The 14,357-nt window shown below is 72.6% G+C and carries 16 protein-coding genes and 1 pseudogene; 6 read left to right on the top strand and 11 right to left on the bottom strand.

Going from position 1 to position 14,357, the window contains the following annotated elements; translation table 11 throughout:
• The first annotated feature begins 42 nt into the window (after positions 1-42).
• Both ACVW07_RS12105 and ACVW07_RS12100 read left to right on the top strand, forming a co-directional pair.
• Positions 43-594 (top strand): hypothetical protein, encoded by a 552-nt coding sequence (locus ACVW07_RS12105; RefSeq protein WP_456819490.1) that lies wholly within the window; start codon positions 43-45, stop codon positions 592-594.
• A 23-nt stretch (positions 595-617) separates the two neighbouring features.
• Positions 618-986: a hypothetical protein gene (locus ACVW07_RS12100; protein ID WP_456819489.1), complete on the top strand. Its 369-nt coding sequence runs from the start codon at positions 618-620 to the stop codon at positions 984-986.
• Positions 987-1,273: 287 nt separating this feature from the next.
• Here ACVW07_RS12100 and ACVW07_RS12095 read toward each other — a convergent pair whose 3' ends face one another.
• Complete coding sequence (locus ACVW07_RS12095) at positions 1,274-2,548, bottom strand: alpha/beta fold hydrolase (protein WP_456821074.1); 1,275 nt, start codon at positions 2,546-2,548, stop codon at positions 1,274-1,276.
• A 49-nt stretch (positions 2,549-2,597) separates the two neighbouring features.
• Between ACVW07_RS12095 and ACVW07_RS12090 the strand changes: the two genes are divergently transcribed.
• Positions 2,598-4,061, top strand: coding sequence for an MDR family MFS transporter (locus ACVW07_RS12090; protein ID WP_456819488.1), 1,464 nt, complete (start codon positions 2,598-2,600; stop codon positions 4,059-4,061).
• A 56-nt stretch (positions 4,062-4,117) separates the two neighbouring features.
• Here the strand turns inward: ACVW07_RS12090 and ACVW07_RS12085 are convergent, their stop codons facing one another.
• Together ACVW07_RS12085 and ACVW07_RS12080 are read right to left on the bottom strand one after the other, a co-directional pair.
• Positions 4,118-4,309, bottom strand: coding sequence for a DUF1918 domain-containing protein (locus tag ACVW07_RS12085; protein WP_456819487.1), 192 nt, complete (start codon positions 4,307-4,309; stop codon positions 4,118-4,120).
• A gap of 112 nt (positions 4,310-4,421) precedes the next feature.
• Positions 4,422-5,057: a hypothetical protein gene (locus ACVW07_RS12080; RefSeq protein WP_456819486.1), complete on the bottom strand. Its 636-nt coding sequence runs from the start codon at positions 5,055-5,057 to the stop codon at positions 4,422-4,424.
• A gap of 175 nt (positions 5,058-5,232) precedes the next feature.
• Between ACVW07_RS12080 and ACVW07_RS12075 the strand changes: the two genes are divergently transcribed.
• The gene (locus ACVW07_RS12075) at positions 5,233-5,682 is read left to right on the top strand and encodes a nitroreductase family deazaflavin-dependent oxidoreductase (protein ID WP_456819485.1); all 450 of its coding nucleotides are present in this window, start codon (positions 5,233-5,235) and stop codon (positions 5,680-5,682) included.
• 3 nt (positions 5,683-5,685) lie between these two features.
• Here the strand turns inward: ACVW07_RS12075 and ACVW07_RS12070 are convergent, their stop codons facing one another.
• The 5 genes and pseudogenes from ACVW07_RS12070 to ACVW07_RS12050 form a co-directional block, all read right to left on the bottom strand.
• The gene (locus ACVW07_RS12070) at positions 5,686-6,423 is read right to left on the bottom strand and encodes an MIP/aquaporin family protein (RefSeq protein ID WP_456819484.1); all 738 of its coding nucleotides are present in this window, start codon (positions 6,421-6,423) and stop codon (positions 5,686-5,688) included.
• Positions 6,424-6,435: 12 nt separating this feature from the next.
• Positions 6,436-7,911 (bottom strand): amino acid permease, encoded by a 1,476-nt coding sequence (locus tag ACVW07_RS12065; protein WP_456819483.1) that lies wholly within the window; start codon positions 7,909-7,911, stop codon positions 6,436-6,438.
• A 102-nt stretch (positions 7,912-8,013) separates the two neighbouring features.
• Entirely contained in the window at positions 8,014-8,460 is a 447-nt protein-coding gene (locus ACVW07_RS12060) for a DUF2809 domain-containing protein (protein ID WP_456819482.1), read from the bottom strand.
• A gap of 55 nt (positions 8,461-8,515) precedes the next feature.
• On the bottom strand, positions 8,516-8,908 hold the full coding sequence (locus ACVW07_RS12055) for a MerR family transcriptional regulator (RefSeq protein ID WP_456819481.1): 393 nt from the start codon (positions 8,906-8,908) through the stop codon (positions 8,516-8,518).
• A 55-nt stretch (positions 8,909-8,963) separates the two neighbouring features.
• Positions 8,964-9,978, bottom strand: a pseudogene (locus tag ACVW07_RS12050) (aldo/keto reductase).
• Positions 9,979-10,318: 340 nt separating this feature from the next.
• Between ACVW07_RS12050 and ACVW07_RS12045 the strand changes: the two are divergent.
• Positions 10,319-11,083, top strand: a complete 765-nt coding sequence (locus ACVW07_RS12045; protein WP_456819480.1) for an HNH endonuclease family protein — start codon at positions 10,319-10,321, stop codon at positions 11,081-11,083.
• Between the two features lie 3 nt (positions 11,084-11,086).
• Here ACVW07_RS12045 and ACVW07_RS12040 read toward each other — a convergent pair whose 3' ends face one another.
• From ACVW07_RS12040 to ACVW07_RS12030, 3 genes are all read right to left on the bottom strand, one after another.
• Entirely contained in the window at positions 11,087-11,809 is a 723-nt protein-coding gene (locus ACVW07_RS12040; protein WP_456819479.1) for a M50 family metallopeptidase, read from the bottom strand.
• A 56-nt stretch (positions 11,810-11,865) separates the two neighbouring features.
• Positions 11,866-12,552, bottom strand: a complete 687-nt coding sequence (locus ACVW07_RS12035; protein ID WP_456819478.1) for an LmeA family phospholipid-binding protein — start codon at positions 12,550-12,552, stop codon at positions 11,866-11,868.
• Between the two features lie 61 nt (positions 12,553-12,613).
• Positions 12,614-13,717, bottom strand: coding sequence for a GmrSD restriction endonuclease domain-containing protein (locus ACVW07_RS12030; protein ID WP_456819477.1), 1,104 nt, complete (start codon positions 13,715-13,717; stop codon positions 12,614-12,616).
• 171 nt (positions 13,718-13,888) lie between these two features.
• Between ACVW07_RS12030 and ACVW07_RS12025 the strand changes: the two genes are divergently transcribed.
• Positions 13,889-14,305 (top strand): hypothetical protein, encoded by a 417-nt coding sequence (locus ACVW07_RS12025; RefSeq protein ID WP_456819476.1) that lies wholly within the window; start codon positions 13,889-13,891, stop codon positions 14,303-14,305.
• Positions 14,306-14,357 lie beyond the last annotated feature (52 nt).

Genomic DNA, 14,357 nt, shown 5'->3' with positions numbered 1-14,357 from the left:
CGTGAGATCCGCAGGCTGATCAACTACGGGCTCAACGGAGAGATGGACGACGTGGCCGACCACTGCTCCGACTTCTACACCTGGGGCGGATACGGCGGCACCGCCGCCAGCTTCGTCCCGATCGGAGCTGGCGGCGCCAGAGCAGCAGCATGGGCCGCCTCCAAAGCCCCCAGACTCGCCACCGCTGTCACAGCCGTCAAGGTGGCGGTGAACGCGAAACTTTCGGCCGCCACGGCTGCCGTCGGCGCCCGACTCGTGACCACGGTCGCGCGCACTAGAGCCGAAGCGACGGTCGTCGCCACGGAGCGAACGGCTGCTCAAGCGCTGAAGCCGAGCGAAGCGGTGCCGCGCTGGGATGAGTTCCTCGGCGAAGGTCCGACCACGAACATCCATCCGCGAACGGGCCTGCCAGACCCTGACAGGATCGTCTCCGCGGATGGCCTGCGAAGCGTTCGGTTCGGGCCGCACGAGATGGGGAGTTCGCCTACCAAGTTCCACTTCCATGAGGAGACCTGGAAGTTCGACTCCGGCTCGAACACTTGGTCCGTCGACAACGTCCTGGTGCGGGTTCCTTTCCCGAAGGGGGCATGGTGATGCGGCTAGACCTTGCTTGGTCCGTGAGGGGTGGTAGCGCCTTCGTCGTCGTTGCCGCGGCTGGCGGTGGGGTCGCCGGCGCGGCTGCTTGGCGGGGCGGAACCCTCCCGCCTGGCACGAGGGACGTTGACGTTGAGCTTGAAGTGCCCGGTGAGGTCGACTGGCGCCAGATCGTTGTGACAGGTGAGGGCGCGGATGCCCAAGAGCCCGCAGAGGACGAGCTGCTGCTGCGGGGCGTTGTCGAGGACCTAGATCAGGACGGGGTCCTCACACTGCATGTCGCGGGTTCAGTCGTGCTCATCGAGACCGTGGGAGAGCCCCCGCTGTACGTGGTTGGCAAAGAGGTGGCGATTATCGTGCGCTCAGCTGAGATCTATCCGACCGGTGTGTGAGGGGGCCGGCTCCCGACTCCGGCCACACGCGCAGTCGGCCTCGGCGGTCAGGGTCTCTTTCGCGGACTGCTGAAAGAGATGCACCTTGCGGCTCGTCCGTTCGGCGTTCCCCTACCGGACACCGACCGACGACGGTCATCGCCCGTCGCGACCTGGCCCGTCGTCGTCTCACATGCACATGGACCCTCCGTAGGGAATGCCGGCGAGGGCCGTCCCCGTGGCGGCAGTCGTCCCTTGACTGCTCTTCGCGGTCCGTGGCGCACCGCAGATCTGCACGCCGGCGACCGCTACCGCCCGGTGACCGTCCACCGCCCCGCGGCCAGGTCGAGCAGCCGCGGCAGGATCACGTCCCCGGCCACGCGCAGCCCGTCGTGCAGGTACTCGTTGGTGATCCACACCTGGGTGTTCCCCACGGCGTCGGCGGTCGCGAGCGCGAGATCCAGGTCCACGTACGGGTCGTCGTAGTACTGCACCGCCGCCACGGGCACCTCGTTGGCCGCCAGCCGTTCCAGGTCGTACAGGTCGGGCCACCAGCGGCGCTCGGCGAGCAGGTGCGCGGCGTCGCGGAACGGGCGCAGGGCGGTGTGCTGCTCGTACATCCACGGGAACATCGCCTCGCCGGTCAGCAGCAGGGGCCGCGCGGACGACGAGAACCACGACCACCGCTCGAGCTCCGCCTGCGCCGCCCAGCCACCGGCCCGCTCGCCCTGGTGGTAGATGACCTCCTGCAGCACCGCGTACAGCGGGTTCGTGTCGAAGGACGTCAGGTGCGCGACGCTCGCGAGGAAGCCGGACGACGGCTCCCCCGACGCGTCGAGCGCGGTGTCGAGCAGCCAGTGCACCTCGTCGATGCCCGTGCTCATGCCGAGCCCCATGCCGAGGGTCTGCAGCCGCTCCGGGGTGAACGGGTCACCGTCGGGCAGCGCCACTCCGCCGGCCGCCAGCCGGTCCGCGAGCGCGCCGAGAGCGGCGACGTCGGCAGGGTGACGGCGGGCGAGCTCGGCGTTGCGGGCGCCCTGCCGGCGGAACGTGTGCCGGTAGACCGTCTCCGCGTCGGCCGTGACGCCGGGCAGGCCGCCCGTCACGTAGCAGGCGGTCAGTGCCTCGGGGTGCCGGGACAGGTAGGTCAGGGTGAGGAAGCCTCCGTACGACTGGCCGAGCGTCGCCCACGTCCGTCCGCCGTAGAGGGTGGCGCGGACGTGCTCGGCGTCGGCGACGATCGCGTCGGCCCGGAAGCACGCGAGGTAGTCCGCGGCCACCTGCGCGTCGTCGAACGACCCGATCGCGCGCCCGTCGACGGGCGACGAGCGGCCGGTCCCCCGCTGGTCGAGCAGCACCAGCCGGTGCTTCTCCAGCGCCTTCGCCACCCATCCGCCGCCGAGCGGCCGGGGACCCTGGCCGCCGGGGCCGCCCTGCAGGAACAGCAGGAGCGGCAGGTCCTCGGAGGCGCGGGCCGGGTCGACGAGCTCGCGGACGAACACGTCGATCGACCCGAACCGCTCCGGGGCCGACCAGTCCACGGGCACGGCCACGCGGTGCTCCCGCACGAGGAACCCGGTCATCCGGTACTCGCGCTGCCCGTCCACGTCGGTCAGCCTACGGTCGGAGGGAATGCCTGCACGGTGCATCGACTTGGAGGACACCGTGAGCCCCACCAGCCCTGCGACGCGCGCGAGCGTCCGCTTCCGCTCGGACCGCGGGCCGATCCTGATCGCGATCATGACGACCACGGGTCTCGTGGCGATCGACGCGACGATCCTGGCCACGGCCGTGCCGACGATCGTCCGGGACCTGGGCGGGTTCAGCAGCTTCCCGTGGCTGTTCTCCGTCTACCTGCTCACCCAGGCCGTGTCCGTCCCGATCTACTCCAAGGTCGCGGACACGGTCGGCCGCAAGCCGGTGATCCTCGTCGGCGTCGGGCTGTTCCTCGTCGGGTCGGTGCTGTGCGGGATCGCGTGGAGCATGCCGGCGCTCATCGCGTTCCGGGCGGTGCAGGGGCTCGGCGCCGGGGCGGTGCAGCCGATGGCGGTGACGATCGCCGGGGACATCTACACGGTGGCCGAGCGGGCGAAGGCCCAGGGGTACATCGCGAGCGTGTGGGGGGTCTCGTCCGTCGTCGGGCCGACCCTCGGCGGCGTGTTCTCCGAGTACCTGTCGTGGCGGTGGATCTTCTTCGTCAACATCCCGCTGTGCGTCGCGGCGGCGTGGCTGCTGGTCCGGTACCTGCACGAGACGGTCGAGCGCACCCGGCACCGCATCGACTGGACGGGCGGCGCCCTGCTGACCGCCGGGCTCAGCCTCCTGATCCTCGGGCTGCTCGAAGGTGGCAACGCGTGGGCGTGGACGTCCGTCCCGTCGTTCGCGTCGCTCACCGTCGCGGTGGTGCTGCTGGTCGGGTTCGTGCTCGTCGAGCGGCGCGCCGACGAGCCCGTGCTCCCGCTGTGGGTGTTCTCCCGGCCGCTGCTGCGGTCCACCGCGCTCGTGGGCGTCGGGGTCGGCGCGGTCCTGCTGGGCCTGACGTCGTACGTCCCGAGCTACCTGGAGGCGCTGCTGGGCGTGACGCCGCTGGTCTCCGGGCTCACGCTCGCCACCCTGACGATCGGCTGGCCGATCAGCGCGTCGCAGTCCGGCCGGCTGTACCTGCGCCTCGGGTTCCGGGCGACGGCCCTCATCGGCTCGTCCGTGGTGGTCGTGGCCGCGGTCGTGCTCGCCCTCACGTCCGACCGCCCCTCGCTGTGGGTGGTCGGGTCGTGCTGCTTCGTCATCGGGGCGGGCCTCGGCCTCGTCGCCACGCCGAGCCTCATCGCCGCCCAGGCCAGCGTGGGGTGGAGCGAGCGCGGCGTCGTCACCGGGGCCAACCTGTTCGCCCGGTCGATGGGCAGCGCGGTCGGCGTCGCGGCCCTCGGCGCCCTCGTCAACGGCCGCATGCACGGGCTCGACGCCACGCAGGCGCCCGACCTGTTCCAGCAGGCCGTGACCGCGGCGTTCGTCGCGGTGGCCGTGGTCGCGGTCGGCACCCTCCTCGCCGCGGCGTCGATGCCGCGCACGGGCAGGCCGGAGCCCGCTGTCCCGTGACCGGGCAGGCCGCAGGCCGCAGGCCGCCGTCCCGTGACCGGGCCCGAGCGGCGGGGTCAGGATGCCGCGGGATGCTCCACATGGACGTCCGGCCCCGGGAACACGAGGGCCTCGTGGCCGTCGTCGAACCGGACGACGTACGGCGGCTCGCCGTCCCGTCCACGCGCCTCGAGCACCGTGCCCGAGCGGGTCACGGTCCCGACCGTCCGGCCGTGCATGACGACCTTGTCACCGACCTCAGCGTGCATCGTCGCTCACCCCCGACGACCAGGGTAGGCGGCCGTCCTGCGCGCCGCACACCGGTCGGTGTGCGGCGCGCAGACGTGGACGGGCCCGCGGGCCGGGCCCGTCCGAGGTGTGTCACTCCTCGACGATGCACAGGACGCTGGTGTCGTCCTCGCCCTCGAGGTAGGAGGCCGACTCCTCCGGGCACAGGTCCGGGGTCGCGACCTCGGTGAGCGCCTTGTACTCGTGGTCGTCGTCGCAGGAGACGGCCACCGCCTCCTCGTCGTCGCCGACGGTCCAGCAGGAGCCGGCGCCCTCCGGGATCGACTCCGCCTTCACCAGCGACGACACGGCCGTGGCCCCGACGGCGAGGCAGGCGATGACGCCCACGGCGGTCGCAGCCTTGCCGAGCAGCGTGAGCGCGGGCGCGCCCTCCTTGCGCGACGACCGGTACGCGGCGAAGGCCCGGAACAGCAGGACGGTGCCGAAGATCATGCCGCCGTACCAGATGATCCCGCCGTTGGCGCCGGACGCGATGATCGTCGAGATCGCACCGCCGAGGAACAGGGCGATGCCGAACCAGAACGTGCCGACGGCCTGACGGTGGTTGCGGCGCGCCTCCGTGGCCTCACCGGCGACCGGGGCGTCGTCGTCGACCCACAGCTGCCAGCCCGGGGGCGGCTCGGGCAGCGTCGGGTCCGGGGTCCAGGACGGGTCGGTGGGCCAGCCGTCGGCGGGGGTGGGCCAGTTCGGGGGCGGGTTGAGCTTCATGCGGCGAGGTCCTTCGGGGCTTTTGCGTACGGGGGTCGATGGAGGTTAGCCGCGACCATGAACCTGTGTCCCCGCTTTGAGCCTCCTGTGGATGACCGCTTCGAGCCCGGCTCGTGCGACACCGGTGAGCGACCGCGGCGGGAATGCCGGTCCGCAGCGGACAGTTGCCACCGACATGCCCCTCACCGGTGAGTACGAACCCAGCACGCAGGCCTGGGCCCGCACGCAGGCGGAGACCTACGAGCGGTCCGACGGCCGCGAGGCCAACACCCTGAACGGGAAGCCCGTCATCGTCCTGACCACGGTGGGCGCCCGCAGCGGCAAGCTCCGCAAGACGGCCCTCATGCGGGTCGAGCACGACGGGCGCTACGCCGTCGTCGCGTCGAAGGGCGGGGCACCCGAGCATCCGAGCTGGTACCACAACCTCGTCGCGCACCCGCACGTGGAGCTGCAGGACGGCGCCGTGAAGAAGGACTACCGGGCTCGGGAGCTCGACGGTGACGAACGGGCGACGTGGTGGGAACGGTCCCTGGAGACCTGGCCCGCCTACGCCGACTACCAGACGAAGACGGACCGCCTGATCCCCGTGTTCGTGCTGGAGCCGTTCGACCCCGACGAGGGCTGAGCCTCAGCCGAGCAGCAGCTTCCAGCCGCCCACACCGACGAGCCCGCCGAGGATCGGCGCCACCACCGGGACCCACGAGTAGCGCCAGTCCGACGGGCCCTTGTGGCGCAGCGGGATCAGCGAGTGCACGATGCGCGGTCCGAGGTCGCGGGCGGGGTTGAGCGCGGGGCCCGTCGGGCCGCCGAGCCCGGCGACGAGCCCCCACACCAGGAACCCGATCGTCACGTGCGCCAGCCCGGGCTCCGTCGCGGTGAGCGGCGAGTGCACGATCCCGAGCGCGCAGGAGAACAGGACCACGGACCCGAGCAGCTCGTTGAGGAAGCCGTTGAGCCTCGACCGGGCGGCGTTGACCGTGGAGAACGTCGCCAGGATGTCGTCGGGGTTCGTCGTCAGGTCGTAGTACGGCTTGTGGGTCGCGACGATCGCGAGCTGCCCGGCCATCGCGCCGAGCATCTGCGCCGCGATGTACGGCGCGACCTCCGACCACGGGAACAGCCCCCACGCCGCGAGCCCGATCGTGAACGCCGGGTTGATCTGGTTGCCGCTGATGCCGCCGAACATGACGGCCGGGATCATCACACCGAACCCGTACCCCATGGCGATGAGCGACCAGCCGCCGCCGAAGCCCTTCGAGCCTTTGAGATGGACGTTCGCGACGGTCCCGTTGCCGAGGATGAGCAGGATCGCCGTGCCGATGAACTCGCAGGCCAGGCGCACGGCGAGCGAGTACGACGGGTCCATGGGCACACCCTGTCAGTCGGCGGCCCGCCTGGCCAAGCTGTGCCGGTAGGAGTACGTCGCGTAGATGACGCCGCCCACCACGAGCCACGCCGCGAACCGCAGCCAGGTCAGCGTGGTGAGGTTGAGCATCAGCCACAGGCAGGCGGTCCCGGCGAGGACGGGAAGCCACGGCGACCACGGCACCCGGAACCCCCGAGGCAGCTCCGGGTGGCTCCGGCGCAGCAGCGGGATCCCGAAGCTGACCAGCACGAACGCCGACAGCGTCCCGATGTTGATCATCTCCTCGAGGAGCTCCACCCTCGACAGGCCGGCGATGAGCGCCACCACGACGCCCGCGCCGATCTGCAGCCGCACCGGGGTGTGGAACCGGGGCGACGTGCGGGACAGGCCGCGCGGCAGGAGCCCGTCGCGGGACATCGCGAACACCACCCGGGTCAGGCCGAGCAGCAGCACCATGAGCACGGACGTGAGCCCCACGAGGATCCCGACGCTGATGATCTTCCCCGCCCAGTCGGCTCCCACCAGCACGAACGCCGTGGCCAGCGACGGCGAGTCGGACGCCGCGAGGTCCTGGTACGACACCATCCCGGTGACCACGATCGTCACGAGGATGTAGAGCACCGTGACGACGGCGAGGCCGCCCAGGATGCCGCGCGGGATGGTCCGCTGCGGGTCGCGCGCCTCCTCCGCGGTGGTCGCGACCACGTCGAACCCGATGAACGCGAAGAACACCAGCGACGCCCCGGACAGGATGCCGATCACGCCGTAGGTGCTGGGCTCCAGGCCGGACAGGAACGCGAACAGCGGCTGGTCCAGGGCGGTCGTCCCCGGCGGCGCCGGCTGCGACGGGGGGACGAACGGCGTGTAGTTGGCCTTGTCGACGTAGAAGAAGCCCGCCACGATCACGAACACCGTGATGGCGACCTTGAGGATGGTGAACACGCTGTTCACCTCGGCGCTGAGCTTGGTGCCGACCACCAGCAGGGTGGTGAAGACGGCGACGATCACCACCGGCCCCCACTCGACGTCCACGGGGCCGACGTGCACGGTGGTGGCGATGTCGACGCCGAACAGCCCGAACGCGTCGGACAGGTACACGCCCCAGAACTTCGCGATGACGGCCGACGCGAGCAGCATCTCGAGGATGAGGTCCCACCCGATGACCCACGCGACCAGCTCGCCCATCGTCGCGTAGGAGAACGTGTACGCCGAGCCCGCGACCGGCAGGGTGGACGCGAACTCGGCGTAGCACATGATCGCCAGGCCGCACACGACCGAGGCGATGACGAACGACAGGATCACGGCCGGTCCCGCGTAGTTCGCGGCGGCCGTGGCGCCCACCGAGAAGATGCCGGCGCCGACCGCGACCGCGACCCCCAGCACCGCCAGGTCCCACGCGGACAGGGTGCGGGTCAGTGACCGCTCGGCCTCGTCGACGGACGCGAGCGAGTCCTCCACGGACTTGCGGCGGAACACGCTGGACGACATCGGACCCCCCGAGGCTCGTTCCCGGTCCGAGCATGCCGGTCACAGGGGCGCCGGGCACGTCGGGCCCCGGTCCGGCGGGCCAGCCGGGCCGTCGGACCGAGGTCAGCCGGCGTGCCGGCCGGTGGCGGCCGGGTCAACGGCGCCCGCGTCGTCACCGCGGGGCCGGACCGTCCCCGGACGCCGGGCCACGCGGTCGACGAGCGCCGCGAGGGCGGCCGCGACCGCGTAGACGACGAGGTCCACGGCGTTGAACGTCGTGCCCGTCACGTACCGCAGGGCCGGAAGCCGGTCGACGAGCGCCGCCGGGACGCCCGTGAGCTGCAGCAGCTCGACGCCCACGCAGAGCACGGTGGCCACCGCGGCGGCCGCCCACGGCGCGAGCCGGGGCGCCACCACGAGCACGAGCACGTACACCAGCACCGCGTACAGCGCGTCCCCCGCCGGGTCGGCCCAGAGCCCGGCACCCAGCGTGGCCACGGCCAGCCCTGCCGCGACGACCGCGGCAGCGACGGCCGCCAGGACGGCACGGGATCGGGGAACGACGGTCACGCCCCCGACGGTACGTGGCGGGCGGCCACGCCCCGACGGTGCGTGGCGCGAGCGCTCAGGCAGTGCAGCTCTGTGCCCGCTCCTCGTAGAGGGCGATCTTGAGGTCGATCGCGTCGAGGTGCGAGGCGACCTCGGCGAGCTGCCGCCGGACCCGGTCGCGGTGCGCGCGCAGCAGCGCGAGCCGGGCCTCCTCGTTGCCGTCGCCGGCCCGGACGAGGTCCGCGTACGCGCGCACCTCACGGATGGGCATGCCCGTACCCCGCAGGCGCGAGACCATCCGGATCCAGCCGAGGTCCTGCTCGGTGTACCGGCGGTGGCCCGACGGCGCCCGGTCGACGGCCAGCATCAGCCCGTCACGCTCGTAGTAGCGCAGCGTGTGGGTGGTGAGGCCGGTGACCTCCGCCGCCTCGGCGATCGTGAGGCTGGTGTCCGCGATCGCGAGGCTCATGGTCCCGATGATGGCTCGCCGGGCACGCCCGCCGTCAACACCGTCTCGCCACCCGTCACGACTGCACGAGGCTCATGTCGAGGTACCGGTCGCCTTCCGCCGCGCCCGCGGGGACGGCGTCCGCCAGCGCGGCGAGGTCGTCGGGCGTCAGGACCAGGCTCGCCGCGACGACGTTCTCCTCGAGGCGGTGCACGCGGCGCGTCCCCGGGATCGGCACGACGTCGTCGCCCTGTGCCAGCACCCAGGCGAGAGCGAGCTGCGCGGCGGTGACCCCCCGGTCGGCCGCGAGGGTCCGGATCCGGTCGACGAGGCGCAGGTTGGCCTCCGCCGCGTCGCCCGTGAACCGCGGGAGGGTGCGACGCCAGTCGTCCGCCGCCAGGTCGTCGGTCGACGCGATCGCGCCCGTGAGGAACCCGCGGCCCAGCGGCGAGTAGGGCACCAGCCCGATACCGAGCTCGCGCAGGGTGGGCAGGATCGTCGCCTCGATGTGGCGGGTGAACAGCGAGTACTCGGTCTGCAACGCCGTCACCGGGTGCACCGCGTGCGCGCGCCGGATCGTGTCCGCGGACGCCTCCGACAGCCCGTAGTGCCGGATCTTGCCCGCCGCGACCAGCTCCGCGAGCGCCCCGACCGTCTCCTCGACGGGAACCTTCGGGTCCATCCGGTGCTGGTAGATAGAGGTCGATGTGGTCCACGCCGAGCCGCTGCAGGCTGCCGTCCACCGATGACCGGACGTTCTCGGGGCTGCCGTCGACGAAGGTCCGTGTCGGGTCGGCGGAGTCGCGGGTGATGCCGAACTTGGTCGCGAGGACCACCTCGTCGCGCCGTCCCCGCAGGGCCTTGCCGACGAGGCGCTCGTTGGTGTGGGGGCCGTACATCTCGGCCGTGTCGAAGAAGGTGACGCCGAGGTCCACGGCCCGGTGCAGGGTCGCGATGGACTCCTGCTCGTCGGCCGTGCCCTCGTCGGAGCGGGCGCCGTAGAAGGCGGACATGCCCATGCAGCCGAGGCCGAGGGCGGAGACGTCGAGTGCCGTGCCGTGCGCGGCGCTGCCGAGGGTGCGGGTGGGGATGCTCATGCGTCGAGCCTCGGGGTTGGAGCGCGCTCGAAGTCAAGCGGTGAGGCGACCACAGCCTCGACGGCAGGGGTTCGTACGCGCAGGTGCCGGGTCGGCGTGAGGTTGCCGGGCGGCCGATGGGCAAGAGTCGCGGGGCGGCCGGGAGCGGGTCACGGGGCGGCGCCGTGTCGCCCGGTGTCTCGGCATCGCTCCGTGTCTCGTCGCAGGTCGGTGTCCCGTCGCAGGTCGGTGTCCCGTCGCAGGTCGGTGCCTCGTCGCAGGTCGGTGCCTCGTCGCAGGTCTCGTCGCAGCTCGGTGTCTCGTCGCATCGACCCGCGAGAAGGGAGGAGCTCTGGTGGTCGGCAGTCCTTGGACGGACGATGGAGCGCGCCACGGGCCGGCACGCCGGACGGACGACGGAGCGGGCCACGGGCCGGCACGCCGTGCAGCGACCGGCTGGGCCGTGCTGCTCGTCGGGTGCCTGGTGGTCGGCCTTGGCGCTCCCGTGTGGTCCCGGAGCCGGGCCGCCGCCCGGTACCCGGTCGACGCCCGGGACGTGGCCGACGGTGCGGTAGCGCTCGGGACGCTCGACGTCCGTCCCCTCGCGCCGGACGCCGGCTACGACCGCTCCCGTTTCGGCACCGCCTGGGCGGACGTCGACCACAACGGCTGCGACACCCGCAACGACGTGCTCCGTCGCGACCTCACCGCCGTGGTGGTGGACCCGACGACGCGCGGCTGCGTGGTGCTGCGGGGCACGCTCGACGACCCGTACACGGGCGCCACGATCCCGTTCGTGCGCGGCCCCGGCTCGGCGGCCGTGCAGATCGACCACGTCGTGGCGCTCGACGCCGCATGGCGGAGCGGCGCCCGGCAGTGGAGCGCCACGCGCCGGGAGGCGTTCGCCAACGACCCGGCGAACCTGCTGGCCGTCGACGGCCCCGCCAACCAGGACAAGGGCGCCGCGGACGCCGCCGGCTGGCTTCCGCCCGACCCGGGCTACCGGTGCGTCTACGCCCTGCGGCAGGTCCGGGTGAAGGCGGCCTACGGGCTGTGGGTGACCGGCGCGGAGCAGGAGGCTCTTCGCGGTGCGATCGACGGCTGCGCGGTGGCGCGGTGAGCCTCAGCCGACCTGGAGCCCCACCAGCCACACAGTGCCCACCGCCAGCGCACCGACACAGAGGAGCAGCAGGACCCCCACCCAGAACAGCGCAGGCAGGTGCGTGAGGCGGGCGAGCAGACCGGCGTCCGACGTGTCGGCGGCTCCGCGGCGGCGGCGGCGCTGCGCCTGCATCTCGAGCACGGCCCGCGGCGCCCCGAGCAGGAAGAACCAGGTCACCGCGTACGCGAACGTCGACTGCACCGCCGACGACCCCCACACAGTCACAGCCAGCACGACGGCGGCGCTGACCAGCACCGACCACAGGCCGTACCAGTTGCGGATCTGCACCAGCACGAGCGCGACGACCACGAGCAGCAGCCACAGCAGCGCCACCGCATACCCGTGCGACAACAGCCAGGCGGCCCCCACACCGAGGACGGCCGGCCCGAGGTAGCCCGCAGCAGCCGTCGCGACCATCCCCGGCCCGCGCGGCTTCCCGACCGACACCGTCAGCCCGGAGGTGTCCGAGTGCACGCGGATGCCGGACAGTCGCCGCCCCACCAGCACCGCGACACCGGCGTGCGACGCCTCGTGCACGATCGTCAGGCCGTGCCGGGTGAGGTGCCAGAGCACCGGGACGGAGAGGCACACGAGCACACCCGCGGCGGTGAGGAGCACGACCGTCGTCGACGGCACGGGCTGTGCGGTCGTCACGTCGTGCCAGGCGTCGGTCAACCAGTCCACGGGGCGTCCTTCGTCGGTCGGCACCCGCCGTCCGTGCGGCGCGGTGGGGAGGAACCCTACCGACCGGCGTCGGCCGCCACGGGCAAAGTCACGTCCGTTCCGATGGCCGTGATCCGCACCCCGTCCGCCACCACCGTCGCCTTGCTGAGCACCAGACCCTCCGGCAGGCCGCTGACCGGGACCTCCAGGTCCGTGAGCCTGCTACGGACGCTCGACGGCAGGTCGTCGACCGTGATCGTCAGCCCCGCGAGACGCAGCCCGCCCACGTCGACGAGCAGCCGACCGTCCTCGACGCGCGGCGTGAGCGTCGCCGAGAGCTTCAGCCCCAACACCTGACCCGACGCCGTCAGCGCGTCGCCCTCGACGGCCACCTGCACGTCGAGGTCCGTCCGGTCCGCGACCACCTGCTCGATCGACGCGGTCGGCAGCGTCGCCGCGATCGAGCCGGACCCGACGGTGTACGGCTCGGTCGTCGACACGTCCTGCGCCTCGACCTGGACGTCCACCGCGTCGATCCCCTCGAGCGTCATGCCGTCGACGTGACCGCTGACCTCCTCGAGCGACCCCCGCAGCAGCTGGGTCAGGAACGGGAACCCGCCGATCGTCACGTCCGGGGTCCCCTGCACGCCGTCGAGGTTCAGGTCGATCGTCTCGACCGCACGGTTCTCCGCCTCGGCGGCGGCGACACGGTCGGCGACCACCACCCCGGCACCGAGCACGACCAGGACGATCAGCCCGATCATCGGGCCACGGGCACTCACGGTCGCGCTGCCTGCGTCGGAGTCACGGGCCCCACCGTAGGGCTCACGGACGGTCCTCACATCCGATGCCGTCGCCGTTGCCGTCCAGGTGGGCCGCGTATCCGGGGTCCCCGACGTGCACCGGGGCGGCGCCGGCCGCCCAGGCCTGCGCGCAGTCGGCGAAGACGACCGCCGGAGGTGCGGGCGGATCAGGCACCGGGGTGGCCTGGGCGGTCGGAGCGGGGACGCCCGGGGCCGGGGAGGCCGGCGGAACTGGCGACGGGACCGTCGAGCCGGGTGGGACCGTCGAGCCGGGTGGGACCGTAGAACCGGGCGGGACCGTTGAACCGGGCGGCAGCGGCTCGTCCGGACAGGTCGACAGGACCGAGACCATCGCGTCCCGCTCCGCGGCGGTGACCCACAAGCCGTAGGCGTACTTCACGGCGACCTGCCGGGCGACGTACGCGCACCTGAACGCCTTGTTTGGCGGGAGCCAGGTCGCCGCGTCCCCGTCGCCCTTCTGCGCGTTGAGCGGGCCGTCGGCGGCGAGGAGGTTGAGCGGGTCGTTGCCGAGAGCCGCGCGGCGGCCGGCGTCCCACTGCTGCGCACCCTTCTGCCAGGCGTCGGACAACGCCACCACGTGGTCGATCTGCACGGCCGACGAGGTGTCCTGACCGCGCACGAACGCGATCGACCTCCCCGAGTAGGGATCTGCCAGCACGCCGGCCAGGACCACGCAGTCGTGCGTGCCGGGCTTGAGGACCGCACCCGTCAGGTCGCGCCGCAGCACGTCGTTCCGGGTGTCGCAGCCGTTGCGGTCGAGGTCCTGCCACGGCGGGCCGAACTGGTCCCGCGTGTACCCGGTCTTGGGCGCCCGGCCCTTGACGGGCAGCAGCGCCAGGGACCCCAGCGCCGACGCGGGGCTCGCGCCCGCAGCCGTGGCGGCGACGGCCGCCGCGGCGTCACCGGCCACCGTGACCTCGGGAGTCGTGGCGGGGGCGAGGTTTCCAGCACCGGCCGCGTCCGACGGTGGGACGACGAGCTCCTGACACCCGGTGGCCAACCCGATGACGGCGAGCAGCGCGACCACGAGCGCCGTGCCCCGACCCCACCGTCCGGGGTAGCACGACGCCGGCCCACGACGGCCCGGCCCCTTCGGTGCGGTCATCGGTCGGCCGGTGTCGGCGCAGGACGCGTGCGCAGGGAGCCGAGAACCTGCGACCGGACCCGAGTGGCACGCGGCGGATGGGAGGTGCAACCCGACCGAGACCCTATTTTGTGGCGCGCGTCACACCCCCGACCTAGCCTGGAGCCACGCGCTCGAACGAGGGACCGCACGATGGCGTCGCTACTTCTCCTGGTTGTGCTCTTCACCCCAGCGCTCGTGTTCAGCGCGCTGTGGGCGCTGTTCCCGAGCGTCGACGATCCGCCCCGGTGGCGGGTCGCGCTCGCGACGCGGCTGGAGCAGTGGGCGAGCCGGCTGCGCCGCCAGAAGGCACCTGTGTACGACCCGTTCGCCACCCTGCGCGTGCAGGAGCGGCTCGGCGCCGTGGCGGACCACGTCCGTGCCCTGGAGCTGGAACCACGGACGTTCGCCCGGGCGGAACGGATCATCGCGTCCCAGCTCGCGTACGACGACCTGCTCGCGGAGGCCTGCCACCTCGCGGGCGTCGAGGTCGAGGCCCGGCCCAAGGGAGACCCGGCCGAGCGCTTCCGCGAGGAGGTCGAGCTCGCGTCCCGCGGCTGGACGTGGTGAGTCCGGCTGGCACGAGCTCGCCCGCCACGAGGGCGGCCGGCAACAGCGCAGC

The sequence above is a fragment of the Cellulomonas sp. URHB0016 genome (genome assembly GCF_054057935.1).
The sequence above is the reverse complement of the archived record's forward strand: the minus strand, read 5'-3'. Positions and strand labels throughout refer to the sequence as shown.

Bases quoted from the DNA above. Each gene is read 5' to 3' on its own strand.
- ACVW07_RS12105 (WP_456819490.1), top strand. From the start codon at position 43: ATGGACGACGTGGCCGACCACTGCTCCGACTTCTACACCTGGGGCGGA.
- ACVW07_RS12095 (WP_456821074.1), bottom strand. From the start codon at position 2,548: ATGACCGGGTTCCTCGTGCGGGAGCACCGCGTGGCCGTGCCCGTGGAC.
- ACVW07_RS12090 (WP_456819488.1), top strand. From the start codon at position 2,598: ATGCCTGCACGGTGCATCGACTTGGAGGACACCGTGAGCCCCACCAGC.
- ACVW07_RS12085 (WP_456819487.1), bottom strand. From the start codon at position 4,309: ATGCACGCTGAGGTCGGTGACAAGGTCGTCATGCACGGCCGGACGGTC.
- ACVW07_RS12080 (WP_456819486.1), bottom strand. From the start codon at position 5,057: ATGAAGCTCAACCCGCCCCCGAACTGGCCCACCCCCGCCGACGGCTGG.
- ACVW07_RS12075 (WP_456819485.1), top strand. From the start codon at position 5,233: ATGCCCCTCACCGGTGAGTACGAACCCAGCACGCAGGCCTGGGCCCGC.
- ACVW07_RS12070 (WP_456819484.1), bottom strand. From the start codon at position 6,423: ATGGACCCGTCGTACTCGCTCGCCGTGCGCCTGGCCTGCGAGTTCATC.
- ACVW07_RS12065 (WP_456819483.1), bottom strand. From the start codon at position 7,911: ATGTCGTCCAGCGTGTTCCGCCGCAAGTCCGTGGAGGACTCGCTCGCG.
- ACVW07_RS12055 (WP_456819481.1), bottom strand. From the start codon at position 8,908: ATGAGCCTCGCGATCGCGGACACCAGCCTCACGATCGCCGAGGCGGCG.
- ACVW07_RS12035 (WP_456819478.1), bottom strand. From the start codon at position 12,552: ATGATCGGGCTGATCGTCCTGGTCGTGCTCGGTGCCGGGGTGGTGGTC.
- ACVW07_RS12030 (WP_456819477.1), bottom strand. From the start codon at position 13,717: ATGACCGCACCGAAGGGGCCGGGCCGTCGTGGGCCGGCGTCGTGCTAC.
- ACVW07_RS12025 (WP_456819476.1), top strand. From the start codon at position 13,889: ATGGCGTCGCTACTTCTCCTGGTTGTGCTCTTCACCCCAGCGCTCGTG.